We start from the raw sequence: 25,531 nt of genomic DNA, 5'->3' as shown, positions 1-25,531 counted from the left end.
TTTGTAGTGATCTCTCATTCTCTGTCAACCGGAAAAAGAAGGTGAAAAGCTGACATTTGCCAGCGTATCTTGGAATGATGAAAAGTGAATATCGTTCCCCGAAATAAGTGGGAAATCAAAGCTGTCTAGGGTTCCGTTGCTGGCAGGCTGTATCACCGCCGGTAAGTCTGGTCCGAGAGAGAGCGTATAGAAGCTGCGTTTGATTGCAACTTCTATATACACGGAAGGATAAAAGCCTGGGAGATCTATTCTCTCTGGCTTTTATTTTTTTAAAGCTGAAAATTTAAAAATCTGGGGAGGGGGATATAACAGAATTTCTTTAAGCACTATTTTGAAATACCTAATTTCAAAAAGAGATGAAAAATATAAAGCCGAGGTGAAAGACATGAAGAAAAAGAAGCTTCTACTACTTGTTCTTTCTATCATTTTTTGCTTGTTGTTGGCTGCTTGCGGAAGTAAATCTGCAAATGAAACTTCTTTCGGCAATAAAAGCAAGAAAGAACCGATTAAGATTGGTTTCAGCGCCTTGCCGAGCTGGTATTTATGGCATCTCGTAGAAAAAAAGGGTTTTTTCGAAAAACATGGAGTGGATGTCGAATTGGTTTGGTTTCCAGTATATGCTGATTCCCTTTCTGCATTAAATACGGGAGAAATTGATGGAAACAGCCAAGCTTTGCTTGATTCGATCTCCCCTTTAGAAAAAGGAATTGATTTAAAAGCGGTATTTATTACAGACAATTCACTTGGCGGCGATGGGCTTGTTGCTTCAAATGATATTCGCTCGGTTAAAGACTTAAAAGGGAAGAAAGTTGGTACGGAAATAGGTACGATTGAACACTTTTTTCTGCTCACGGCATTGCATGAAGCGGGATTAAAGGAGTCCGATGTGAAATTTACAAACTTATCTGTTCAAGATGCGGGAAATTCATTTATAGCTGGAAAATTGGATGCAGCCGGTTTGTGGGAGCCTTTTTTAAGCATGGCAGTGAATAAGGGAAAAGGACATAAGTTGGTGACATCCGCTGATTTTCCGGGCTTGATTTCCGACTTATTCGTTGTAAGGGGAGATGTTGCGAAAGAGAGGAAAGAGGACGTGCAAAAAATCGTAGCAGCATGGTTTGATGCGGTTGACTATCTTTCGCAAAATTACGATCAATCGATTCAACTAATAGCGGACGAGGCGGGAATTTCAAAAGAAGAGCTGGATGTAGGAATGAAAGGATTCAAGCTGTTTTCTCCTGAAGAAAGCTTGAACGCTTTTAAAGAGGGAGATAACTATCAATCTTTTTATTACACAGCTGAAAAAAATGCTGAATTTTTAAAAGAGTTAGGGTTTATTAAAGACATTCCTGATTTTAGCAGCTTCGTTGACACCTCATTTATAAAAGCGGAAATTGAACGGGCAAAGTAAGGAGGATTAATGGATGGAGCTTCAAAAAGGAAAAAGGCATCAATGGACATTATTCAAAATACGCGAGGATATTCCGAAAAAATGGTATTTTACTGGGGTATCAGCTGCTTTTATCTTGTTATTGCTCATTTGGATTTTGCTGAGCAATTTAAAACTTGTGGATGAAGTATTTCTTCCGACTCCCGCAGCTGTTGTGGGCTCTTTCTTTGCTGCACTTTCAAGTCCGGAGTATTGGGGAGAAATCGGGATTAGCGTCTACAGAGTTTTTATGGGGTTTTTACTGGCATGTCTGTTAGGGATTCCGCTCGGAATATTGGCTGGCACTTTTAAGCTTGCAGAATCGGTTATTTTGCCCGTCTCTGAGTTTATCAGGTATATGCCGGCAGCCGCTTTTATTCCACTTATTATGGTTTGGGCAGGAATTGGGGAAACAGCAAAAATTTTAGTGATTTTTATCGGAAGCTTTTTTCAGCTCGTTTTAATGGTGGCAGATGACACAAACCGGATTCATAAAGACCTACTTTATGCCTCCTATACTCTTGGAGCAAACCGCTGGCAAGTCATCTCAAAGGTTATCATCCCTGCAATGCTTCCGAAATTAATGACAACTATGCGGCTGATTATGGGATGGGCTTGGACGTATTTAGTTGTAGCAGAGCTGGTGGCGGCAAACAACGGTCTTGGATATTCGATTATGAAAGCGCAGCGTTTCATGGATACCGAGTCCATCTTTGTCGGAATCATTGTTATCGGGCTGTTGGGACTTATTATTGACAGATGCTTTGCCTACATTAATAAAAAATTATTTCCATGGGCGGAAGGAGGAAATTAAATGTTGAATGCTATCAAAGCTGAAAAAAATCTTCGTCAAGAGAAGATTGAAATAAACATTCAAAATTTGTCGAAAGTGTATAAAACGAATAATGGCTCCTTTCAAGCGCTGGAGAATGTTTCTTTGTACGTAAAAAATGAAGAATTTGTTTCCATTCTTGGACCGTCGGGATGCGGTAAGTCGACCATTTTGAGAATTTTGGCAGGTTTGGAGGAGCCGACATCAGGCAGTGTGCAAGTATCCGGTGAAGAAGTGAAAGGACCAAGTGCGAAACGAGGTATGGTCTTTCAGTCTTATACGTTGTTTCCTTGGTTGACAGTAAGAGAAAACATAGAGTTTGGCCTCAAGCTAAAAGGAATGAAACAAAAAGAGCGTAAAGAAATTTCCGATCGATATTTAGAGCTGGTAGGACTGGAAAGATTTGCGGATTCCTACGGCAAAGAATTGTCCGGCGGCATGAAACAACGTGTGGCTATTGCAAGATCGTTGGCCAATAATCCGGAAGTGTTATTAATGGATGAACCTTTTGGAGCGCTTGATGCACAAACAAAGCAATCCATGCAGCAATTATTGTTGGATATTTGGAAGAAGGAAAAAACAACCATTGTGTTTATAACGCACGACATCGATGAAGCCTTATTCTTATCCCAGCGAATATATGTCATGGAAGCAAGACCGGGGAGAATTCTCGAAGAAATTGATGCGGATTTGCAATTATTTCAAGATGGGGAGCTTGTGGATGTAGAGAAATTTATGAACGTAAAAAAACATATCATTTCTTTATTAAAGCATTAGTAAAAAACTTACAGAAGGATCGGAAGGGCTGTTGATGATGAAGATACGAAACAAACTGCTCCTTAGCTTTGGAACCGTTTTGCTAATTGTCCTGCTCGCCTTTCTTATTGTTTACTCTACTTTGCAGGACGTTTCCAAATCCTATTTTAATTTAGCAAATACCGATATGAAAAAATTGCAGCTTGCCCACCAGATTCAATTTGAAGACCTTGCGTTAACAGATGCGGTCAGAGGGGTGATTATCGAACCGGATAATACGGCCGAAAGGGAAAAGTACAATCAGTTTGCAAAGCAAATTGATCAACATATTAAAGAAGTGACTCCGATGCTGGATGATTCCAGGACGAAAAAAATTTTCCACGATCTAAATATAAACAATCAAAAATTAGTTGAATTAGAAACGCAGATGATGGAATTGGCCGGGGAAGACCGCCAAAAAACACTTGCTATTTTTCATGGAGAATATGCGGATATTCGCGCTATTTTTAGTTCCAAACTGGAAGAATTCAAACAAATTGAGACAGAACGGATAACCAAGAAAATTGAGGAAGATGAAAAATTAATAAGAAAAAAAATCATGGCGGGTGCAGCGGTATTTATCACAGCACTGTTTGCAGGAATTTTAATTGCAATATTTATTTCTAAAAGAACCACCCGGCCATTGTGGAAAATTGCAAATAAATTAGAGGAATTGGCGCGAAATAAAGGAGATTTAACAGCTAGAATCCATATCACGAATAAAGATGAAATTGGAAAGCTGGCGACGGCATTTAATAGAATGCTGGAGAACCTGCAAAAAATGATGCTAAAAATAAAGGAAACGACAGATGAAGTTTCCGCTTCAGCACTCGAGCTTTCTGAAGGTACTAAAAACTTTGCGGAAAGTACAGAACAGATCACGATGGCAGTTCAAGACATTGCTTCCGGAGCCGGTGATCAAGGTGACATGGCGGATGAAAGCTCACATGCGGTGAATAATATTGCCAATGAAGTTCAAAAAATTGCATCGTCATCTTCTTTCGCAGCAGAATCGGCCTTGACCACATCGAAAATCGCAGAAGAAGGAAACAAATCAATTGTCAAAGCAGTCAAGCAGATGGAATTTTTACAAAAATCCGTTGATGAAGCGTTTATTAAGATTGAGGAACTTGGCAAGCTTACCGACGAGATAAAAAAAATATCAGATGTCATGGCAAATATAGCGGAGCAGACGAATTTATTGGCTCTAAATGCTGCCATTGAGGCGGCGCGTGCAGGGGAACAAGGCAAGGGTTTTACTGTTGTAGCAACGGAAGTTCGAAACTTGGCGGAAGAGTCAAAACAATCTGCGATTCAAATAAATGAAATGATACAGCATGTCCTCTCCATTGCTGCTGCTGCCGTGGAGAATATCGATAAAGGAAGAAGCGATCTAAAAGAGGGTAAAAGGGTTGTTGATGATGCTGGGCGTGCTTTCCATAAAATTTTAACATCAGTTGAAAAAGTAACATGTCAAATACAAGAGGTTTCCTCATCTGTCCAGCAAATGTCAACAGGAGCTGATCAAGTTGCTGTTTCTATCGGACAATTGGCTGACATCGCCAAAAAGTCATCAGCTCATTCACAAAATGTGGCAGCCTCAACGGAAGAACAACTGGCTGCAATTGAAGAATTTACAGCAACGGCAGAAAATCTCTCAAATGTAGCAAAAAAACTGAGAAACATGATCGGGGAATTTAATGTTTAACATTGTTTTTATCTATTTCCAGCATTCATTGTAAGTTTCATGTTATATTATCTAACAAAATCATTGAACAATGCTGCACTCCTTTCTATATTAATCTTAAATAAAAATTTCATAAAGGTTCCTGATCGATAGGAACAAAAAAGCTGTCTAGGGTTCCGCTGCTGCTTAAGTTTGCAGCAGGTCTGGTCCGAGAGAGAGCGTATAGAAAGCATCAAAAGATGTCTTTCTATAAACACGGAAGGATAAAAGCCTGGGAGATTTCCCTAGGCTTTTATTTTTTTACAACGATCATTAAGAAAAGTCTCAAGGGAGGTATTTTGGATGACTAAAATTTTCAGCAAAACGATCGTACCTGGAGGAAAATGGTCAGGAAAAATCGGAAAAGGAAAGCTTATTCGTTTTACAGCCTTGGAGTCTGGAGCCAATCTTTCGCTTATGATGTATCATGTACATGATCTTTCAGAGCGGTATAACATGCCGGATACATTAAAAGCCCAGCACACATTTCACTTGACAAAGGGAAACGTATTGATGAGCGATAACGGCCGAGTATTGGCCAGCATCACTAGCGACAGCCTTGGCTGGCACGACACTGTTTCAGGCTATACCACAAGGGAAGGAACAGATGAGAAATATGGAAAAACAAGCTATCAAGAATTAAGAAATGACTGGCTCAGAAGCGGAGAAGAGAACTTTGCCATGGAACTTGTAAGAAACGGGCTCAGCCTGCGCGACATGGCTCCTGTCGTCAATCTGTTTTCAAAAGTGAAAACCGACGACAAAGGCAACCTTACCTATTGTTTGGATCATTGCAAAAAAAATGACACAGTAACATTAAGAACAGAAATGGATATTTTGCTGATTGTATCTAATACACCAAATCCGCTTGATCCAAGAACCAACTATCCGTCCGTTCCGGTGGCAATGGAAATGCTTCCGGCAGAGCCTGTCGATTTGAACGATTATTGTGTAAATTATCGTCCTGAAAACCGCCGGGCATTTGAAAATACTTGGGAATATTATGCGCTTTTATAGCATTGGGCAGGAAATTGTTTGAGTACCCAGGCTGATGCCTTTAAAGATCAACATTATAGAAAATACCGATTTAAAAATACGATATGGGGAGGAAAGGAACATGGAAAATATTAAAAAAGTAGAAAGTCCTCGAAAAGAAGAAAATGCAATCTATAACAAAATCATCCCTGCCGGTGAAGGCTGGATGCATGAACTAAAGCCAGGGCAAGTTCTAAGAATTGTCGACTTGGAAGGAAACCAAGCAGTAGATACATTGTTTTACGATGCAGATAATCCGGAGGATCATTACAGTGTAACAGCCACCATTACAGGACAGAAAAATATTTACTTAACAACAGGTTCGGTGCTTCGTTCTGAATCAGGAAATGAATTGCTGAAGATTGTAGCGGATACATGCGGGCGGCACGATACATTAGGCGGTGCTTGCTCAGCACAAAGCAATACCGTCCGATATGCACATGATAAATTGCATATGCACAATTGCCGCGACACGTTTATGCTGCAGTTGTCGAAATATGGGGAGCGTTTTACAAAAAGGGATCTGGCTCCAAATATTAACTTCTTCATGAATGTTCCGGTTACTGAAGATGGTCATTTAGAATTTGCTGATGGAATCTCTTATGCCGGAAGTTATGTGGAATTATTATCCCTTCGGCGGACATTGGTGCTGATCAGCAACTGCCCGCAATTAAACAATCCTTGCAATGCTTACAATCCAACAAAAATACAAGTGCTGATTTGGGATAAATAAACAGAATCAACTAGGATACGGATGCGTCAGGGGGGAGAACAAAAATGTTTAAAAAAATTCTGATTGCCAATCGCGGGGCAATAGCCGTCCGGATTGAACGGACGCTTCGCAAGCTTGGAATTCTATCGGTTGCTATATATACAAAGGTGGATCAAGACAGTTTACATGTAGACGAAGCAGATGAAGCTATTTTAATAGGAGAAGGCCCGGTCAAAGACAGCTATTTGAATGGAAATTTAATCATAAAAGCTGCCATTGAGTCAGGAGCCGATGCCATTCATCCCGGATATGGATTTTTAAGTGAAAACGCAGATTTTGCCCGCTTGTGCGAACAAAATGGAATTACGTTTATCGGACCTTCACCTGAACAGATGGAGATATTCGGATTAAAGCATTCTGCCAGAGAAATTGCAAAAAAAGCCAATGTTCCTTTATTGCCGGGAACGGACCTCATCACCGATTTGGATGAGGCGGTAAAACAAGCTGAACATATTGGTTATCCAATTATTTTAAAAAGCACGGCAGGAGGCGGAGGTATCGGAATGCGCGTTTGCGAAAATGAACAGCATTTGCGCTCGGCATTTGAGGCGGTACGTCGTCTTGCTGAAACAAATTTTAAAAATAAAGGCGTTTTCCTGGAGAAATATATCGCTAGAGCACGCCATATAGAAGTTCAAATTTTTGGAAATCGATTTGGTGAAGTGGTAGCTTTAGGCGAACGAGACTGCTCTATTCAGCGCCGCAATCAAAAAGTTGTGGAAGAAAGTCCGGCCCCTCTTTTGTCCCAGGAAGTCAGAAAAGGAATGTTCGCAGCCGCCATCCGATTGGCGGAAGAAGTTGGATACCGGAGTGCAGGCACCGTTGAGTTTTTATATGATCCTGAAACAAGCTCCTTTTACTTTCTTGAAGTGAATACAAGACTTCAAGTGGAGCATGGTGTAACAGAAGAGGTCTTTGGCATCGATCTTGTTGAATGGATGATACGTGAAGCAGCAGATGATCTGCATGAATTGCATTCCTTGGTTAAAGAGCCGAAAGGGCATAGCATTCAAGCGCGTATTTATGCGGAAGATTGTTTGCATGAGTTTCGGCCGAGCGCCGGACAGATTGATGAGGCAAAATTTCCTAAAACAGCTCGAACGGAAACGTGGGTAAGAAACGGAATCACGGTTACGACTCTTTATGATCCAATGCTGGCGAAAGTGATTGTTCGTGGAAAAAACAGGGAAGAGGCGATCGGAAAACTCATACAAGCGCTAAACGAAACGAAATTGTACGGTATTACAACCAATCTCCACTACTTGAAAGCTTTATTGAAGGAAAAGGATTTTATAAAAGGAAATGTATACACCCGTTTATTAAACCATTTTCAACCTAGAGAACATGCACTGGAAGTATTGGACGGAGGAATTCAAACAACTGTTCAGGATTGGCCCGGACGCATTAAATATTGGAGCGTAGGTGTGCCGCCTTCCGGTCCAATGGACCAGCTCTCGTTCCGGATTGGAAATAAACTTCTCGGGAACAGAGAAGGCGCCCCTGGTCTTGAAATGACATTGCTCGGGGGATCTTATCGTTTTCGAGATGATATATGGTTTTGTATTACAGGTGCCGATATGCAGGCTAAGCTTGACGATCAGCCCGTGCCGATGTATGAACCTGTTTTGGCAAAAAAGAACCAAGTATTATCATTTGGTGAAGCGAAAAGGGGAATGCGGACTTATTTATTAGTAGCAGGCGGTTTTGACATGCCTGAAGTTTTAGGAAGCTCCTCCACATTTACGCTCGGCGGATTCGGCGGCCATGGCGGACGCGCCTTGCGCACTGGCGATGTGCTTTTGGTCAACCGGGGGGCTGTTGTCAAAAAAACGAAGGGGCTTCCAGCTGAATATAGACCGATCATGACGAATAAATGGACGATAGGCGTCATTCCGGGCCCTCATTGTACAAGCGAATTTTTGCAGCCGGATTATTTGCAGCAATTAACTGAAACAGAATGGGAAGTGCATTTTAACAGTTCGCGCACAGGCGTCCGGTTAATGGGCCCAGCGCCGAAATGGGCAAGAGAAGACGGCGGAGATGCAGGTTTGCATCCATCAAATATTCATGATAACGCTTATGCAGTGGGATCGCTTGATCTAACAGGCGATATGCCGATTTTACTGGGACCTGATGGACCTAGTTTAGGAGGATTTGTCTGCCCAGTTACGACGGCTTCAGCTGAGTTTTGGAAAATTGGGCAATTGCATCCGGGCGATATCGTCAAGTTTCATTTGTTGTCATTGGAAGAAGCGGCGGAACTTCGAAAAAAACAAGAAATGTTTATGCAAAAAATTGAAAATGGCAGTTTGTACGGATTTCAACCTTCTCAACTTCCTGCCATTAATCCAAAAATTACAGCCGACGATTCAATTTTGGCTCAAGAACAAACATCTCGAAACATTCCAATTACGATTCGTTCAAGCGGCGACGAAAATTTGCTGATTGAGTACGGTTCAATGGATTTAGACCTGCTGTATCGGTTTCAAGTACATGCTTTAATGCAAGCGATACAACAAAAAGGCAACATCCCTTTCCTTGATTTAACGCCGGGCATTCGGTCTTTGCAAGTGCACATTGACCCATCGAAAATGTCCGTTCGCGAGGCTTGTCAAAAAATTTTAGAAATTGATCGCGAGCTTCCGCCGCTGGAATCGATAAAAGTCCCTTCACGTATTGTTCGGCTGCCTCTTTCCTGGGATGATCCGGCTACTCAATTGGCCATTGAACGCTACCAGAAAAACGTCCGTTCCGATGCTCCGTGGTGTCCGAGTAATTTGGAATTCATCAGGCGCATAAATGGCTTAAAAAGCATTGATGATGTAAAGAAAATTGTATTTGATGCAAAATATCTTGTTTTAGGATTAGGCGACGTCTATCTTGGCGCTCCAGTAGCCATCCCAATTGATCCTCGGCACCGTTTAGTCACAACAAAATATAACCCTGCCCGGACTTGGACGCCTGAAAATGCGGTAGGAATTGGCGGTTCGTATTTATGTATATATGGAATGGAAGGTCCTGGAGGCTATCAATTTGTCGGCCGGACGATTCAAATGTGGAATAAATTCCGGACAACGAAGAGTTTTGAACAAGGAAAACCTTGGCTATTGCGGTTTTTCGATCAAATTCAGTTTTACCCAGTAGATGCGGAACAGTTGCTGCAATTGCGGGAAGATTTTCTTAGAGGAAGGTTTGAAGTGGAAATAACAGAAACAACGTTTGATCTTGGCGAATATTTAAAATTCTTGGATTCGATCAAAGATAGTGCCGAAACTTTCCGCATGCGGCAGCAGGAAGCTTTTCAAGCAGAGCGAGAACGGTGGAAGAAGCTAGGATTGGCGGAATATATATCAGAGCATGAACCAATGAAAGAAGGGCAAGAGGAAAATATCCCTCCAGGTGCTGAGGTTGTTCGTTCTTCCATGCCTGGAAGTGTATGGAAAGTTCTTGTGTCTCCTGGACAGCAAGTTAAGAAAGGCGATGTTCTGATGATTGAAGAAAGCATGAAAATGGAGTTTCCGCAGCTGGCCCCGTGCGATGGACAAATAGTAAATGTTTACGTGAAACCAGGGGACGAGGTGCAATCAGGACAATTGATTGTCAGCATTTTAAAGCAGAAAGAACGAGAGGAGGTTCTCAAATGAAATCGGTCAAACATTTTCCTCAACCTTTGACGATTGCGCGGTTGAGAGAGATGTACCTTAACAATGAATTGACTCCCGAAGAAGTAGTCGTTGAAATCATTCATCGAGTTAAACAAGATGAGGATATGAATATATGGATTACCCCTCCGGCAATGGAAAGAATTCAGCCTTATCTAGACAGGCTTGCTTCACTGGATCGGAAAAGCTTGCCATTATGGGGAATTCCATTTGCTATTAAAGACAACATTGATTTAGCCGGGGTTCCGACAACTGCAGCTTGCCCCCAATATGCTTATATACCAGAAAAAAGCGCAACAGTGGTTGAGCGGTTAATCGCAGCAGGTGCGATCCCATTAGGAAAAACAAATTTAGATCAGTTTGCCACTGGGCTTGTCGGTACAAGAAGTCCTTATGGAGAAACGAAAAATGCCTTAAAAGAAGAACTGATCAGCGGGGGATCAAGCTCTGGATCTGCGGTGGCCGTTGCACGAGGCCATGCAGCGTTTGCACTCGGAACGGACACTGCTGGGTCCGGACGAGTGCCGGCAGCCTTAAATCGCTTAGTCGGATTTAAGCCGAGCAGGGGAGCCTGGCCGACCGCTGGAGTAGTTCCGGCTTGCGCAAGCCTTGATTGTGTGACAGTTTTTGCGCACAATTTGCAGGATGCATTGGAAGTTGATCGAATTGTGCGCGGCGAGGATGAAACAGATCCTTGGTCACGCTATTTCCCGAACGTATCGCCGAAAAGTCCGAGCAAAATTTGTTTGCCGAAACAACCGCTTTCGTTTTTTGGCCCATTTCGTGAAGGATATAGGAATGCATGGATGAAAACGATGAAAAGATTGGAACGTTTGCGTCTTCCGATTGAGTATATCGATTATGATTTGTTTTCCGAAGCGGCGTCTCTTCTTTATGAAGGTCCTTGGGTGGCGGAAAGATGGGCGGATTTAGGTGATTTTGTGAAAGCAAATACAGAAGATGTGTTTTCCGTTACGGAAAAAGTCCTTTCTTCCGGAGCTTCTCCTGATCATACGGCAGCATCAGCTTTTCAAGCGATGCACAGGATCCAATCAATCAAGCATAAAGTGAAAAAATTGTTAAAAGATGCAGTATTAGTTTTGCCTACTTGTGGCGGTACTTGGACGCGCGAACAAGTTAGGCTCGATCCGATTCGCACAAATAACGAAATGGGAAAATACACCAATCACTGTAATCTTTTGGATCTGTCGGCAATCGCCATTCCGGCAGAGGATGCGGAAGCAAATGTTCCTTTTGGCATGACGATGTTTTCGCTGGCAGAACAGGAAGGATTGATATTCGGACTTGCTTCTCAATTTTTAGGAGAGATTCTAACAGAAAATTTTCAACCGCAAAAAAATACGACTTTTGTTGCCGTCTGCGGTTTGCATATGAGAGGGTTTCCGCTCGAAAATGAAATGCATCAATTCGGCGGCAAATTCGTATGTGAAGCAACAACTGCTCCTAATTACCGGCTGTATAAGCTGCCTACGGATCCTGCCAAACCTGGGCTTATCAAAACAAACCACAATGGCGCCTCCATTCAATTGGAGATATGGGAAATGCCATTAGCTTCATTTGGTGCTTTTACAGCATCTATTCCAGAACCTTTAAGTATAGGAACAGTAGAACTGATCAACGGAAACAAAGTGCCGGGCTTTCTTTGTGAAGCGTATATAGCCAATCAAGCGGAGGATATTACAGCTTTTGGAGGATGGCGTTCCTATTGCCTGAAAGAACTCAATTCATAATACAAAAGCCGTCAAACATGTTGGCGGCTTTTTCACGTTCAAGCGCAAAATTCTAATTTTAAGAGATTGACAGGATGGAGTGACTGAACTATTTAGATAAAATCGACGTGTACGTACAGTGTATTAGGAGACAGAAAGTTAGCTGCATACTTCTGTTTTGTTTATTTTTTAAACTGTAAAATACGACTTTTACCTCTGCTGGTTACTTGAATATTGAAAATACCAATGTATCAATTCATTTCCAAATTGCTTGAAAAAATAGTATTTCCTCTTAGTTAGATTTATTACATAAAATTTTAAAATATTGTATTTAAATTACAATTTTGGTAAAATTACTATATATTGTAAAAATAACTAGGGGGTGTGGGAATTTATAAAAATTAAGAAAACTATTTTTTTTATAATATTCTTCATCTTCTTAGCTTCATGCAATCATCAATTATCCTATGATCAAAAAATTGATTGTAATCAGAATTGGGCTCTATGCTCCATACAGAAGGAATATGCTGATCCTAACTCTTTAACAGACACACCTATAAAAATTGCCATTATTGATAGTGGAATTGATGAAGAAAAGGCTCGTGTCAAAGTATCAAAAAGGTTCAACGAGAAAAATAATCAAATAGATTCATACGGACATGGTACAGCGGTTGCTAGTATCATTAGAGAATGGAGAAATCATTACTCAACATTTTGATGTAGTGTTGCAAGAAATTGACGGCACCGATTTTATTGCAACACTCATTGATCAAGATACTGGAGAATCTTACCAGATCAATACCATTGATGCTCAAGCTTCGGTTCTGCCGGCGGTTATAATCGGAGTAGTTGCAAAACATGGAATCAAGTATGCCATAAAAAAATTTGGAAAAAAACTTATCGTTAAGTCGATAAAAAGCTCTAAAGCCGTTCTTAACACATTTGCAAAGGCAGCCGTTAAAGCAGCAAAAAGTAAAGTTTCCAAATTCAATGTAAGTAATAAGCATTTAAAAAATGCTGGAGGTAATTTTTCTAAATTCAATACTACTGATAAAAGCCAAATACGTAATTGGGTTAAAGAAGGATTAAATTCTAAGAACGCATCTTATTCTTTAAATCCAGAGGAAGAAAAAAAGAATGCGGATTTGTCATTTGTAGTTATAGCGGACCTTGGTAAAGTAATAGGTACAAAAGGTCAGAAAAAATAAAAATTGTAGTAGGGTGGGATGGTGAAATATGGACAGCATATCCAATCAATTAGAGTTTGTCTATCACTTTACAACCGATGAATCTTACATTCCTAAAAAGTGGAAAAAAGATTCTGCTATCGTACTTAGAGTTGATGGAGATTTTGACATAAAAGTAGATGGAATCTCCTATTTCCGAGATGATATCGCATTGTTGGAGTTTTATTTATACCTAGAGAGATGGCTCGCCATTATCGAAAGTGGCAAATATGATATCCCGGAATTTCATTATTATACTCTTGAAATTGACGAAGATGAGCCGTTAATTTCAATCATCCCTTTTGACAATAACGATAAGGCTCGACTCACTTCTATTTGGAGAAAGGAACCGTTTGATCCTGTATTTAAGATGGATTATATAGTGAACCAATTGACAGAATTACGCGATCAATTAAAAAAAGATATCGAGGCACATTATAACATTTCAGTAGAACCGTTTATTGATAAATTTCCGATAAAAGCTTTAGCAGTTGTAGACAAAAAAAAGGGTAAGACGAAATGGCTTTAGTCATTGAACGTTACTTGTTAAAGACTATGTCAATGTTTGTAGTTGATAACATTTCTTGGGGCTGCCTATTATTTTTGAAGCCCCATTTATTTTTTCAAAAAGTGTCCGAATTATGCTAATTCAACACTACTGATAAAAGCCAAGTACGCAATCGAATGAAAAGGATTCAATTCTATAAATCCAGAGGTAGAAACAAAGAATGCTGATTTATCATTGTAGTGATAACCACTCGGTAAAACATAGGTACGAAAGAGTAATAGGGGATGGGATGGTGAAATATGGACAGCATATCCAGTCAAATAGAATTTGTCTATCACTTTACAACCGATGAATCTTATATTCCTAAAAAGTTGAAAAAGAATGCTGCCATTGTGCTTAGAGTTAGTGGAGATTTTGACATAAAAGTAGATGGAATCTCCTATTTCCGAGATGATATCGCATTGTTGGAGTTTTATTTATACCTAGAGAGATGGCTCGCCATTATCGAAAGTGACAAATATGATATCCCGGAATTTCATTATTATACTCTTGAAATTGACGAAGATGAGCCGTTGATTTCAATCATCCCTTTTGACAATAACGATAAGGCTCGACTCACATCTATTTGGAGAAAGGAACCGTTTGATCCTGTATTTAAGATGGATTATATAGTGAACCAATTGACAGAATTACGCGATCAATTAAAAAAAGATATCGAGGCACATTATAGTATTTCAGTAGAACCGTTTATTGATAAATTTCCCATTAGAGCTTTAGCTGTCATCGATAAAAAGAGAGGCAAGAAGAAATGGTTTTAATATTCTGTAAAAAATTAGGGATACAAATCCTTTAGAGTATAGGAACAGTAGAACTGATCAACGGAAACAAAGTGTCGGGCTTTCTTTTGGAAGGCGTATATCGCCAATCGATTCGAGGATATTACAGATTTTGGAGGATGGCGTTCCTATTGCCGAAAAGAAGCCGAATCATAATGGCAAAAGTGGCTGTCAAAGTAGTCGATTTTTTCGGCTTATAGGTGCCCTTTCAATATTCAATGTTTATGTTTTTCGTTTCCAAAAGATTTTGGCTTTCTGGACAACTGCTTTTCCTATGTTTCCCTATCTTGATCATGTCCTTCGGGAATCTTATGAAGGACTTTTTCTATGCACGCCATTTTCATTCTGTCCTTCAAAAGTTATGACGGACATTCAGTATATGCAATTTCCTTTTTTTGGATTCCATCACCTCCATGAAGGACGTTTATAAATTTTATTAGATTATTTTTGTCCTTCACAGTTGTATTTCTTCAAAATCCATCTCAGTTCGGATTCTAAAATCAAATCAGTGAACCTTTAAGTAATAAAAAAAGGTTTCTGCCTTTTTGTTCATCTCAACATTTATTAAATGGAGAGATGCTTCCAAAAGTTTGAACAACTTTTGTGAAGCATCCTCCTGTTTTAATTATGTGGTTTAAATATTTTTAACATAGTTTTCATATCATCATTGTCACTAACGATGTTTCACTTGTGAGTTAGACAGAAATTTAAAACGATACTGAACTTTTTTCTTGTTTGATCCGTATTAAAAGATGAGAGGAGGAAAATACATGACGTTGAAGCTAGAGCAAGTGACGAAAAAATTTGGCGATTTCACCGCTGTGGATAAGCTGTCTTTATCCATTCCGGAAAAAGAAATGTTTGGTTTTTTAGGGGCAAACGGTGCCGGAAAAACGACAACATTTCGCATGATTTTAGGGCTGCTGGCACCAACTGAAGGAACCATTACATGGAATGGAGAAAAAATTGATTATAGCACGAGCCCGTATATCGGATATTTGCCCGAAGAGCGGGGATTGTACCCGAAATTAAAGGTAAAGGATCAGATTGTCTATTTAGCCAGATTAAGAGGGATGAACAAAAAAGATGCGCTGAAGGAGCTGGCAAATTGGCTCGAACGGTTTAAAGTGCCGGAGTACGCTGAAAAAAAAGTCGAAGAGCTGTCGAAAGGAAACCAGCAAAAAATTCAATTTATTGCTGCTGTCATACATAAACCGAAGCTGCTCATCTTGGATGAACCGTTTAGCGGATTGGATCCGGTCAATGTTGAGCAATTGAAAGAGGCTGTCATTGATTTGAAAAATGCCGGTACATCCATTGTGTTTTCCAGCCATCGGATGGAGCACGTTGAGGAATTATGTGAACATTTATGCATATTACATAGGGGAAGCCCTGTAGTTCATGGGTCGCTCAAAGAAATTAAACGTTCCTTTGGCAAAAAAAATCTCGTGATTCATGCGGATTTTGATCTCAATTTCTTGAAGGATTTCCCAGGTGTCGTAAAAGCCAAGACAACAGTTGAAGGGATTCAATTGCAAATTGAAAGAGAAGAGACCGCACAACAATTGTTACAGGAGATTGTCGATAAAGGATTTATTCGCAAATTCCAAATAGAAGAGCCTTCATTACATGATATTTTTATAGAGAAAGTGGGTGCGGCCTATGCATAACTTTTGGACTGTTTTGTTCCACACTTATTTTACCAAACTAAGATCGAAGCAATTTATCATTTCCACGGTTATTACATTGCTTATTATTCTAGTTTTGGGAAACATATCAAAAATTATTGATTTTTTTAATTCTGGTGAAAATCAAGAACGCCTTGCAGTCATTGATCAATCAAATTCTTTATTTGAACCGTTTAAAAAGCAATTAAAAGAAGTTAATCCGGACATTCAATTGCAAAAAACTAATGCTTCCGAAGAAGAGCTGAAAAAGAATGTATTAAATGATGAGATCAAAGGGTATCTCGTTTTATCTTTAAATGATGAAAACCGGCCGATGGCGGTATATAAAGCAGCGTCTCTTGCAGACTCAACCGTTCCAAACGATTTGCAATATGCCCTCCAACAAGTGAGCATGGTATGGACAGCAGGTCAATTGAAATTGACGCAAGAGGAACTGATGAAGCTGAATGCGCCAGTATCTTTTGAAATGGAAGCGTTGAATGCCAACGCAAAAACGGTGGAAGAATTGAATCAAGCGAGAGGTCTCGTATATGTACTTTTATTTGTAATATATTTTGCAGTGATCATGTATGCAAATATGATTGCGATGGAGGTAGCAGTAGAAAAATCTTCTAGAGTGATGGAAATTTTAATTTCCAGTGTTCCTCCTATTACACAAATGTTTGCGAAAATTTTAGGTGTTGCTCTATTGAGTTTAACGCAGCTTGCCTTATGGCTTATTGTCGGCTACGTTTCCATTAAACAGAATTTAGAATCGATGGATGGAGGATTTTTCTCTTTCTTTGGATTCCAAAACACGTCGTTGTCGACCATTCTATATGCAGTCATTTTCTTTATTTTAGGCTATTTATTATATGCGACGATGGCTGCCTTTCTAGGCTCGCTGGTCAGTCGTATAGAAGATGTTCAGCAGTTGATCACTCCGATGATTTTAACGGTTGTGGCGGGCTTTATGCTAGCGATATTTGGTTTGAGCAATCCGGAAGCTTCCTATGTTACGATCACATCATACATTCCGCCGTTTACCCCGATGCTGATGTTTTTGCGGGTTGGAATGCTGGATCTTCCAATTTGGGAGCCGCTTTTAGGAATCGGTTTATTAATAGCATCCATTGCTATATTAGCTGTCTTCGGGGCAAGAGTTTACAAAGGCGGCGTATTGATGTACGGAAAATCCAATGCGCTTAAAGATATTAAAAAAGCTTTACAGCTATCGAAAAATAAATAAAGAAGACATTACGCAAAATGGTTTTCTTTTGATTTTGAGCAGATAATAATAAACGTAGCAAGCAGCCCGATTCCTATATACTAGGAGTTTGGCTGCTTAATTTTTTGGAAGCTTTGATAATGATGAAAATGAGTCAATTTCTGCGCAGTATTTTTTCTCAACTACCGAAGTTGGGGGATCTCCCTTTTGCATTTTCGATTATTCCTGCAAATATTCGCTTCTTGACGATGTGATTTTTAATAGTAAAGAGAAAATCCCCAGTCAATCAAGACATTTATTGTAATTGAAAGCGGTTTAAAATTTTTTGAAGATGTATGACAGCATCGGAAAGAATAACTGATTCCTTTGCAAGCTCATGGATCCCTTCAATATGTTCCTCCAATGCTGCCGTTGTTTCGTTGACTGTGTTGGTGAAATCATGTGCGATTAAGTTTACATTTTCTATTAAACCTTTTAAATTGTTGCCGTTTTCACGAATGTTTATGACGTTTTCTCGATTATGCTTTAACAGAGAATGAATGTCTGAAAACATTCGCTTAAATGTCTGCATGCTTTCTTTTGTTCCAGATATAGACAAGGAAGCTTGATCAACACTTTCTTCATTTTTTTTGACGGCAGTAACGGCATGAGCTAAATCATTTCTCGTTTCTTCCAACGAAGATAAAATTTTAGCCGCAAAAGAATTTGTATCATCTGCCAGTTTGCTCACTTCTGCAGCTACAATCGCAAAGCCTTTTCCAGATTCACCTGCTCTCGCTGCTTCAATGGAAGCATTTAATGCTAAAAGGTTCGTTTGCTTGGCAATTGCTGTGATCGCAGAAGCCATTTCCATCGCTTGATCCGCTTTTTTGGATACCATTTGGATGAGAGAAGTTGCCTTTTTCGTGTCATTTTCAATATTTAGCATAAGCTGTTCCGTTTTTTCAATCATTTGTTGCCCTTCATCTGCTGAACGCATCGTTGATTGAGCGTATTCAACAACACGTTCAATTTCCGATCCCATATTTGATACACCTTCTATCATCGAATTTGCCAGTTCGCTAACTTTTTTAAACGAATCGGTCTGCTGTTTGGAGCCTTCGCGGAACACTTCCATTGTTGCAGCAACTTCATCAAAAATTTCCGATAAGCGATTCGCTTCTTTTTTTTGATCTTGACTGACCTTCTTGACAGTTTTGACGGCATTGGCAAACTCGCTTAAAATCGACCGGATTCCAAAAATAATTTTATTGATTTCATAACCTATTTGATGAAACTCATTGCGTTTGCCGACAATATCTACTTCGACATGAAGGTTGCCTGATGATACAGTACGAGTGACGTTATACCATTGTCTAAGATTAGAAGTGAACGAGCGGTAAACAAAGAAGCTGTTTACTGCACTGGCGCAAATAGTTACGAAAAATAAAATAATTGCTTGACGAAAAGATAATTGCATAAATAAAGCTGTCATGAGGCAAAGAAAGCTTGGCAAAAACGATAGCATGGCAAAATTCATTTGCAAATACGGGCGATGAATGAGTCTTCCTAACCGGATATTATAACGTTTTCCAGTACTGTCTGTAACGAGCGGACAGCTCGCATCAACAAGAATTTCTCCTGTATCACGGATATACAGCTGCAAAAGCGGTTCTTTTGTTGTAGCGGCTTTTTTGCCGACCTCATCCGAAAATACTCTTCCTTCACGAAGGCGATTGGTATGTAGCGGAGAATATCCTGTTTCATCTACGACCAAAAAATATTCGTCTTGGTCCAGCCTTTCATCGAACGTTTTTCGAATTTTGTCGAGCTGTTCGGTTAGCGGAAGCTGAGGATCTAGCTGTTTCTTAATGATATCGCTTACATGCACGACTTTTTTGAGTGCTTGTTGAGCAGCTTTTTTCTTTATTAAACGGCTCATACTTCTCCCTCCCCTTACTACAAATGTATACCCCATTTACAGAATTTTCAATAATTATTTGCTAAAAATTTAATTTCTAGTAAAAAAGGAACAAATGTTCTGTTTTTTATAGATTCAAAATTTAGTATTTGATATAATGAAAATGCAATAGAACGGTAGACTCAAGGGTGGTTGGCATTTACCCCGTACAGAAAGGGGGTGTGCCGATGACAGTATTCGAAGCGTTAATGTTTGCGATCAGTTTTTCAAGCCTTATAATTACAATGCTGTCAAATCCGCAAAAAAAATAATCCACCCTTGAGTTGATAGCAGTGGTGGATTATTTTTTACCTGCTGCCTGATCCCCTTGAAGGGAACCGTCTGTTGCAGGGCCAAAGGTGTCGCAGCACCTTTGGTCGTCTGGTTGTTGATGCAATTTTTCAACTTCATTATACATTATTCCCCTCGTCTTGTAAAAGAGAGCAACTATATGATCCTGCCTGATTATATTCCCTTCATATTTTGATCCCTTTTTTTTTATGTTGATTTACCTTTTATTTTTCCCTTGATTGAAAAATCCCAAAATAATAGACGTGAAATCAACAAGTAAACAATATACGTTTCAAATCTTAGCTATAAATAAAATATTCAAAACAAAAAAACAAAAATAAAAAAATATATTCAATAATAAACAATCATATGTTATATTTAAAATAAATAAAAACAAAAATGGAGGTCAACAAATGGTCAAAAGTTTGTGGGATTCAGAAAAAGCTAAGAAATTGTCGGAAGGTTTAGAACAGTTAGTCTACCGTTCCAATTTAATCGGAGCTGATCGCGCTGTATGCAACTGGGGCGGAGGCAACACTTCAATGAAAACAATTGAAAGCGATTTCCGCGGCCGTGAAATTGAAGTCATGTGGGTAAAAGGAAGCGGTTCAGATTTAGCGACAATGAAAGCGCACAATTTTACAGGACTTAAATTGGACGATATCCGCCCGCTTATAGAACGAGATGAAATGTCCGACGAAGAAATGGTAGCTTATTTATCTCATTGCATGATTGATCACAAGCATCCACGCCCTTCGATTGAAACTTTGCTGCACGCATTTCTTCCGTTCAAGCATGTTGATCACACGCATCCTGATGCGATTATCAGCATTTGCTGTGCGGACAACGGAAAGCAAATTGCTGAGGAGATTTACGGCAACCGATTTGTTTGGGTGCCTTACGTGCGTCCTGGATTTACGCTTTCCAAAATGATTGCTGAAGGCGTGAAAAACAACCCGAATGCAGAGTTAGTGTTGATGGAAAAACACGGCTTAGTCACATGGGGCGATACTTCAGAGGAATGCTATGCAAAAACGATTTCTATTATTAATGAAGCTGAAAACTATATAAAAGAGCGAATCGATGAAGAAAAAGCATTTGGCGGATTAAAATATAAAGCCCTTTCCAAAGATGAAAGAAAAGAAATCCTAGCGGAAATACTGCCAGTTATTCGTGGTGCTGTAAGCGATGAAAGAAAAATGATTTTAACTTGGGATGACGGAGAGGATGTTCTTCAGTTTGTTAACAGTCGAAACGCAAAAGAACTTTCTCAAATAGGCGCAGCATGCCCTGATCATTTAGTTCACACGAAGCGGGTTCCTTTATACATCGAATGGGATCCGCAAACAGAAAATAAAGAGCAATTAAAGGAAAAAATAAAAGAAGGAGTTTCCAATTATAAAAAAGACTACAAAGCTTATTTTGAGCGGAACAAAAACGAAGGGGACAAAATGTTTGAAGCTGCCCCTAGAGTAATCTTAATTCCTGGTATTGGAATGGTGAATACAGGGAAAAACGAAAAAATGTCAAGGATCAGCGGAGCTCTTTATCATCGCGCCATCGCTGTCATGAAAGGGACAGATGCGATCGGGAAGTTCGTCTCATTAAACGAAAATGAGTCTTATAATGTAGAATATTGGCCGCTTGAGCTCTACAAATTAACGCTTGCTCCGCCAGAAGCAGAATTTTCGCGCAAAGTGGCTTTTGTCACAGGCGGTGCAGGAGGAATTGGCAGTGCGACGTGCCGACGTCTAGCCAGCGAAGGCGCACATGTTGTTATCGCTGATTTAAACATCGAAGGAGCAGAGGAAAAAGCTAAAGAAATTAACGAAAAATATGGCGAAAATCGTGCAATTGCCGTCAAAATGGACGTAACAAAAGAGGAAGAAGTGCAAGCTGCCTTTAAAGAAGCTGCCCTTGCCTTCGGCGGAGTCGATATTATTGTCAACAACGCTGGACTTGCTACATCCAGTCCGTTCGATGAAACAACTTTGCAAGAATGGAATTTAAATATGAACGTTCTTGGTACAGGATACTTTTTAGTAGCTCGCGAAGCGTTTAAACAAATGAAGACGCAAGGTATTGGCGGGAATATGGTATTTGTTGGCTCGAAAAATTCAATTTATGCTGGAAAGAATGCGGCTGCTTACAGTGCTGCAAAGGCGCTTGAAACTCATTTGGCAAGATGTATTGCTGCTGAAGGCGGCCAATACGGAATACGTGTAAACTCCGTTCTTCCGGATGCCGTTCTTCAAGGCTCTGCAATATGGGATTCCAAGTGGCGTGAAGAGCGTGCAAGAGCTTATGGAATTTCACCGGATGAATTAGAAGATTATTATAAAAAACGAACAACATTATTAGTAAATGTGTATCCTGAAGACATTGCAGAGGCGATTGCATTTTTTGCATCTTCTAAAGCTGAAAAAACAACAGGATGCATGATCACAGTTGACGGAGGTGTTCCAGCGGCATTTACTAGATAATCTTTCGACAATACAAAAGAGCAATAGCCTATTGGCCATTGCTCTTCATGAAAATTCTCCACATAACAGTTATCGGTTATTATAACGAATTCGTGAATAAGAAAGATTTAATCATTGCAGCAGGTCATCCCCCTTCAACAACGTACGGAGACTTAACCATCAGGAGGCTTCCGGAAAGCGGAAAAGGGCATAAAAACCTTTTCCGCTTTAAAAGATAATAGATGCGCTGTGAGAAAACTGCTTTGAGCCTGATGCGCTAAAAATATTGGTGACAATGATTTAATGATTCATTTTATAATGTGGTATATTATTTTCTGGCAGCGCTTGAAATCTTTAGGACATATTGGGGTAATGTGGTATATTATTTTCTGATAACTATTGAAAAACTTTTGAACATATTGGGGGGACGTGCAAGGTGCTTGTAGCCGAAAGACATAGGAAAATAGTTGAAATCGTTAACAAAAAATTAAGTGTACGAGTATCGGAGCTTAGCAAAATGTTTTCAGTCACGGAGGAGACGATACGAAGAGATTTAGAAAAGCTGGAAAAGGAAGGGAGGCTTCTGCGCAGCCACGGGGGAGCGGTCAGCATTGAAAGAGACCAGCAGCTCGAATTGTCCTATTTAGAACGTGAAGTCACAAATGCCAAAGAAAAAAAAGCGATAGCAGCAGAAGCAGTCAAGCTCATACAGCCAGGAGACCAGATTGTTTTAGATGCAAGTTCGACGGCATGGTATATGGCAAAGGAACTGCCGAATGTACCACTAACAGTTATAACAAATTCCATTAGAGTAGCAATTGAATTAAGTGTCAAAGATCAAATAAAGGTAATGTCAACCGGCGGAATGCTCTCTTCAAAATCATTATCGTATATTGGTCCTCTCGCAGAACGATCTTTGGAAACATACCATGTCAATAAAGCTTTCCTATCCTGCAAAGGTGTGCATCTTGAAGGCGGTCTCAGCGATTCGAATGAATGGCAAGCATTAATAAAAAAGCAAATGATGGAGATAGCAGATAAAACCATTTTACTAGTTGACTCCAGCAAGTTTGGCGTTCGGACGTTCGCTTTAATCAATCATATTGAGAAAGTGGACGAAATTATTACAGATTCCAATATCCATCCAGCATATAAAAAAGAGTTTGAAGGAAAAAACACAAAAATCACAATCGTTCCTTTATCGTAAAAGGAGTCAAATTGTTTCAAAATAAAACAAAAAAAACAAAAAATTTTTTATAATAACACTCTTTATTTTTTTTGGTATATTTGATAATATAAAAACAAACAAAAATAAACAAAGGTTGTGTAAGCGTTGTTAAAAGGTATTCCAAAGAATCTTTCTCCTGAGCTGTTAAAAATTTTGATGGAAATGGGCCATGGTGACGAAATTGTCATTGCAGACGGGAATTTTCCGGCAGCAAATTTTGCTCAAAGATTGGTTCGAGCTGACGGACATGGTGTTCCTGAGCTGTTGGATTCTATCTTAGATTTGTTTCCGTTGGATACTTTTGTGGATAAACCGGTGGCTCTCATGCAAGTAGTAAACCAAAATGAAAGCAAACCGGCCATTTGGGACGAATATAAAAAACTTCTGGAGAAAAAATGTTCCGAACCATGGGATATAGAATTTATGGAGAGATTCAGCTTTTATGAAAGAGCCAAAAATGCTTATGCAATTATCGCAACGAGCGAGAGTGCGCTTTATGCCAATATCATTTTAAAAAAAGGTGTCATTTCATAATAGATTTCATTGGGAAACTAGTACATTTTCCGTTCAAGATGGAAGCGATAGGATGGTGGAGACAATATGGTGCAAAAATTTATTCTTGCTCATGATCTTGGGACAAGCGGAAATAAATCCACATTAATATCGCCGGACGGTGAAATCATAGCTCATACTACCTATCAATATTCCACCATTTTTTTGAAGCAGCATTGGGTTGAACAAAATCCGAATGATTGGTGGGATGCCGTGGCAAATGCATCAAAACAACTTATTTCAGAAGCAAAAATTGATCCGAAACAAATTGCATGCATTACGTTCAGCGGCCAGATGATGGGGGCTGTCCCAGTCAATCATAAAGGAGAAGCTGTAAGAAATGCAATTATTTGGGCTGATATGCGTTCGGCGCAAAAAACAGAAGCAATTGCAGAAAAGATAGGAATGAAAGAACACTATGAAATTACTGGAAACAGATTATCCCCATCCTATTCTGCAGCAAAAATTAATTGGATTCAAGAAAATGAACCAGCTGTTCATAAAGAAACATTTAAATATTTACAAGCAAAAGATTATATAATTGCTAAACTAACGGGTAAATTTGCCACCGACTATTCTGATGCAAGCGGCACGAATCTATTAAATATTAAAAAGAAAGAGTGGTCGGAAGAATTAATAAAATTATGGCAAATTGATGATGAAAAATTGCCTGAGATTTTGCCTTCAACAGCGGTTGTTGGTGAAGTTCATTCAAAGGCGGCGGAAGAAACAGGTCTGATGCCTGGTACACCTGTTGTAATGGGCGGTGCAGATGGGTGCTGTGCTGCATTAGGTGCAGGTGCGATTGATGAGGGAGATATTTTTAATTACATTGGCTCTTCTTCCTGGATCTCATTTTCGTCATCTCGTCCAGTTTTTGATCAAGAAATGCGGACATTCAATTTTATCCATTTGGATGAAAATAAATATATTCCCATCGGAACGATGCAAGCAGCAGGGACTTCCTTTCAATGGTTAAGAGACATACTGTTTCAAGACGTTTTGAAAACGGATGCAGCGAAGAATATTTATGAAATGATGAATGAAGAAGCTGAAAGCTCACCAATCGGCTCCAATCAATTGATTTTTCTTCCGTATTTAATGGGGGAGCGGTCTCCTTGGTGGAATCCAAACGCAAAAGGCAGTTTCATAGGATTGACGATCAATCATAAACGATCTGATTTGATTCGTGCTGTTTTGGAAGGGATTTCAATGAATTTAAAACTTATTTTCGATGCTCTGCAAGAAAATTATGATCGGCCATTTCAAGACATATGGCTGTTTGGAGGCGGAGCGAAAAGCAGAATATGGCGGCAAATGCTGGCTGATCTTTTCGGTGTTACCATCCGTATACCGAAAATTTTGGATGAAACGACCTCAATGGGCGCTGCGGTTGCAGGCGGTGTAGGAGTAGGCCTTCTGAAAGATTTGACAGCAGCGAAAGCTTGGTGTGTTGAAGCTGAATCATTTGAACCAGATCAACACAACCATCAATCTTATCAAACAGCTTTGAAAGCGTTTGAACAAGTTTATAAACAAGTGGAGCCGATTTTTAATCAATGGAACGGGGTTGAATAAATGTACAAACAATTGTGCGAGAAAGGGGGAAAATC

General features: G+C 39.7%; 20 protein-coding genes and 2 riboswitches. Of the genes, 18 read left to right on the top strand and 2 right to left on the bottom strand.

Translation table 11 applies throughout. The features are described from left to right. Positions 1-114: 114 nt before the first annotated feature. Positions 115-245, top strand: a riboswitch (guanidine-I (ykkC/yxkD leader). Between the two features lie 140 nt (positions 246-385). The 13 genes from FB379_RS11890 (at position 386) to FB379_RS11830 (ending at position 17,467) form a co-directional block, all read left to right on the top strand. Beyond that, the gene (locus FB379_RS11890) at positions 386-1,411 is read left to right on the top strand and encodes an ABC transporter substrate-binding protein (protein ID WP_144598067.1); all 1,026 of its coding nucleotides are present in this window, start codon (positions 386-388) and stop codon (positions 1,409-1,411) included. A gap of 13 nt (positions 1,412-1,424) precedes the next feature. Next, positions 1,425-2,243, top strand: a complete 819-nt coding sequence (locus FB379_RS11885) for an ABC transporter permease (RefSeq protein WP_063389266.1) — start codon at positions 1,425-1,427, stop codon at positions 2,241-2,243. Beyond that, on the top strand, positions 2,244-3,038 hold the full coding sequence (locus tag FB379_RS11880; RefSeq protein ID WP_186439255.1) for an ABC transporter ATP-binding protein: 795 nt from the start codon (positions 2,244-2,246) through the stop codon (positions 3,036-3,038). Positions 3,039-3,072: 34 nt separating this feature from the next. Continuing rightward, positions 3,073-4,764 carry a methyl-accepting chemotaxis protein gene (locus FB379_RS11875; protein WP_144598066.1) on the top strand — a complete coding sequence of 564 codons (1,692 nt, stop codon included), beginning with the start codon at positions 3,073-3,075 and terminating at the stop codon, positions 4,762-4,764. Positions 4,765-4,900: 136 nt separating this feature from the next. Then, positions 4,901-5,023, top strand: a riboswitch (guanidine-I (ykkC/yxkD leader). A gap of 62 nt (positions 5,024-5,085) precedes the next feature. Continuing rightward, positions 5,086-5,799 (top strand): urea amidolyase associated protein UAAP1, encoded by a 714-nt coding sequence (locus tag FB379_RS11870; RefSeq protein WP_094245130.1) that lies wholly within the window; start codon positions 5,086-5,088, stop codon positions 5,797-5,799. A gap of 100 nt (positions 5,800-5,899) precedes the next feature. Continuing rightward, positions 5,900-6,550: an urea amidolyase associated protein UAAP2 gene (locus FB379_RS11865; RefSeq protein WP_094245131.1), complete on the top strand. Its 651-nt coding sequence runs from the start codon at positions 5,900-5,902 to the stop codon at positions 6,548-6,550. Positions 6,551-6,594: 44 nt separating this feature from the next. Then, positions 6,595-10,233: an urea carboxylase gene (gene uca, locus FB379_RS11860; RefSeq protein ID WP_144598065.1), complete on the top strand. Its 3,639-nt coding sequence runs from the start codon at positions 6,595-6,597 to the stop codon at positions 10,231-10,233. Then, positions 10,230-12,002, top strand: coding sequence for an allophanate hydrolase (gene atzF, locus FB379_RS11855; protein ID WP_144598064.1), 1,773 nt, complete (start codon positions 10,230-10,232; stop codon positions 12,000-12,002). The genes uca and atzF overlap by 4 nt, the downstream gene beginning before the upstream one ends. A gap of 638 nt (positions 12,003-12,640) precedes the next feature. Next, positions 12,641-13,189, top strand: a complete 549-nt coding sequence (locus FB379_RS11850; RefSeq protein ID WP_130156700.1) for an SAR2788 family putative toxin — start codon at positions 12,641-12,643, stop codon at positions 13,187-13,189. 28 nt (positions 13,190-13,217) lie between these two features. Further along, complete coding sequence (locus FB379_RS11845) at positions 13,218-13,736, top strand: DUF7878 domain-containing protein (RefSeq protein WP_144598063.1); 519 nt, start codon at positions 13,218-13,220, stop codon at positions 13,734-13,736. 278 nt (positions 13,737-14,014) lie between these two features. Further along, entirely contained in the window at positions 14,015-14,533 is a 519-nt protein-coding gene (locus FB379_RS11840) for a DUF7878 domain-containing protein (protein ID WP_144598062.1), read from the top strand. Between the two features lie 788 nt (positions 14,534-15,321). Continuing rightward, a complete protein-coding gene (locus tag FB379_RS11835) occupies positions 15,322-16,221 on the top strand; it encodes an ABC transporter ATP-binding protein (RefSeq protein ID WP_144598061.1) in 900 nt (299 codons plus the stop codon). Then, the gene (locus tag FB379_RS11830; protein WP_063389255.1) at positions 16,214-17,467 is read left to right on the top strand and encodes an ABC transporter permease; all 1,254 of its coding nucleotides are present in this window, start codon (positions 16,214-16,216) and stop codon (positions 17,465-17,467) included. The genes FB379_RS11835 and FB379_RS11830 overlap by 8 nt, the downstream gene beginning before the upstream one ends. Positions 17,468-17,741: 274 nt before the next feature. Here FB379_RS11830 and FB379_RS11825 read toward each other — a convergent pair whose 3' ends face one another. Next, the gene (locus tag FB379_RS11825) at positions 17,742-19,367 is read right to left on the bottom strand and encodes a methyl-accepting chemotaxis protein (protein WP_094245152.1); all 1,626 of its coding nucleotides are present in this window, start codon (positions 19,365-19,367) and stop codon (positions 17,742-17,744) included. Positions 19,368-19,573: 206 nt separating this feature from the next. Here FB379_RS11825 and FB379_RS19250 point away from each other — a divergent pair, with 206 nt between their 5' ends. Further along, positions 19,574-19,657, top strand: a complete 84-nt coding sequence (locus FB379_RS19250) for a putative holin-like toxin (RefSeq protein ID WP_375338799.1) — start codon at positions 19,574-19,576, stop codon at positions 19,655-19,657. Here the strand turns inward: FB379_RS19250 and FB379_RS18475 are convergent. After that, positions 19,626-19,796 carry a hypothetical protein gene (locus FB379_RS18475; protein WP_158640191.1) on the bottom strand — a complete coding sequence of 57 codons (171 nt, stop codon included), beginning with the start codon at positions 19,794-19,796 and terminating at the stop codon, positions 19,626-19,628. The two genes, FB379_RS19250 and FB379_RS18475, sit on opposite strands and share 32 nt — an antisense overlap. A gap of 293 nt (positions 19,797-20,089) precedes the next feature. On the opposite strand from FB379_RS18475, the gene FB379_RS11820 reads away from it, so the two are divergent. The 4 genes from FB379_RS11820 (at position 20,090) to xylB (ending at position 25,496) form a co-directional block, all read left to right on the top strand. Further along, complete coding sequence (locus tag FB379_RS11820) at positions 20,090-22,159, top strand: bifunctional aldolase/short-chain dehydrogenase (protein WP_144598060.1); 2,070 nt, start codon at positions 20,090-20,092, stop codon at positions 22,157-22,159. A gap of 415 nt (positions 22,160-22,574) precedes the next feature. Continuing rightward, positions 22,575-23,345 (top strand): DeoR/GlpR family DNA-binding transcription regulator, encoded by a 771-nt coding sequence (locus FB379_RS11815; RefSeq protein WP_066246791.1) that lies wholly within the window; start codon positions 22,575-22,577, stop codon positions 23,343-23,345. A gap of 126 nt (positions 23,346-23,471) precedes the next feature. Then, positions 23,472-23,900, top strand: a complete 429-nt coding sequence (locus tag FB379_RS11810) for an RbsD/FucU family protein (RefSeq protein WP_063389250.1) — start codon at positions 23,472-23,474, stop codon at positions 23,898-23,900. 66 nt (positions 23,901-23,966) lie between these two features. Beyond that, on the top strand, positions 23,967-25,496 hold the full coding sequence (xylB, locus tag FB379_RS11805; RefSeq protein ID WP_144598059.1) for a xylulokinase: 1,530 nt from the start codon (positions 23,967-23,969) through the stop codon (positions 25,494-25,496). The last annotated feature ends 35 nt before the right edge of the window (positions 25,497-25,531 follow it).

This window comes from Aeribacillus composti (assembly GCF_007827555.1).
Taxonomy (GTDB): domain Bacteria; phylum Bacillota; class Bacilli; order Bacillales; family Aeribacillaceae; genus Aeribacillus; species Aeribacillus composti.
This window is presented reverse-complemented; position numbering and strand designations above follow the sequence as displayed.